We start from the raw sequence: 296 nt of genomic DNA, 5'->3' as shown, positions 1-296 counted from the left end.
GGGCAGCGCAGCCAGATGTAGGGGCTGTTCTTGCCGCCGCAGTACCACACGCCGCACTCGTCCAGCGCATCGGCAATGACCTTGGCGTTCTGGCGGAAGTAATCGAGGTTGGCCAGGATCTCAGCCATTCCGCTCTCGGTGAACACGGCGGCAGCAGCGCGCTGAACGACGTAGGGCACGCCGTTGAACTTGGTGGTCTGGCGGCGCAGCCACTGCTTGTTCAGGTTCATGCCCTCGCGCTCCAGCTCGTGGGGCACGATGGTGTAGCCGCTGCGGGTGCCGGTGAAGCCTGCGAT

General features: G+C 64.9%; 1 protein-coding gene. It reads right to left on the bottom strand.

Annotation, left to right across the window (positions count from 1 at the left end):
- Positions 1 to 296: aminotransferase class I/II-fold pyridoxal phosphate-dependent enzyme (locus P0G09_RS19395; protein WP_342760579.1), on the bottom strand; the 296-nt coding region annotated here is incomplete at both ends.

This window comes from Faecalibacterium sp. DFI.5.82 (assembly GCF_029076575.1).
Taxonomy (GTDB): domain Bacteria; phylum Bacillota; class Clostridia; order Oscillospirales; family Ruminococcaceae; genus Faecalibacterium; species Faecalibacterium duncaniae.
Note: the sequence above shows the minus strand (reverse complement) of the source record. Positions and strands in the feature narration are given on the sequence as shown.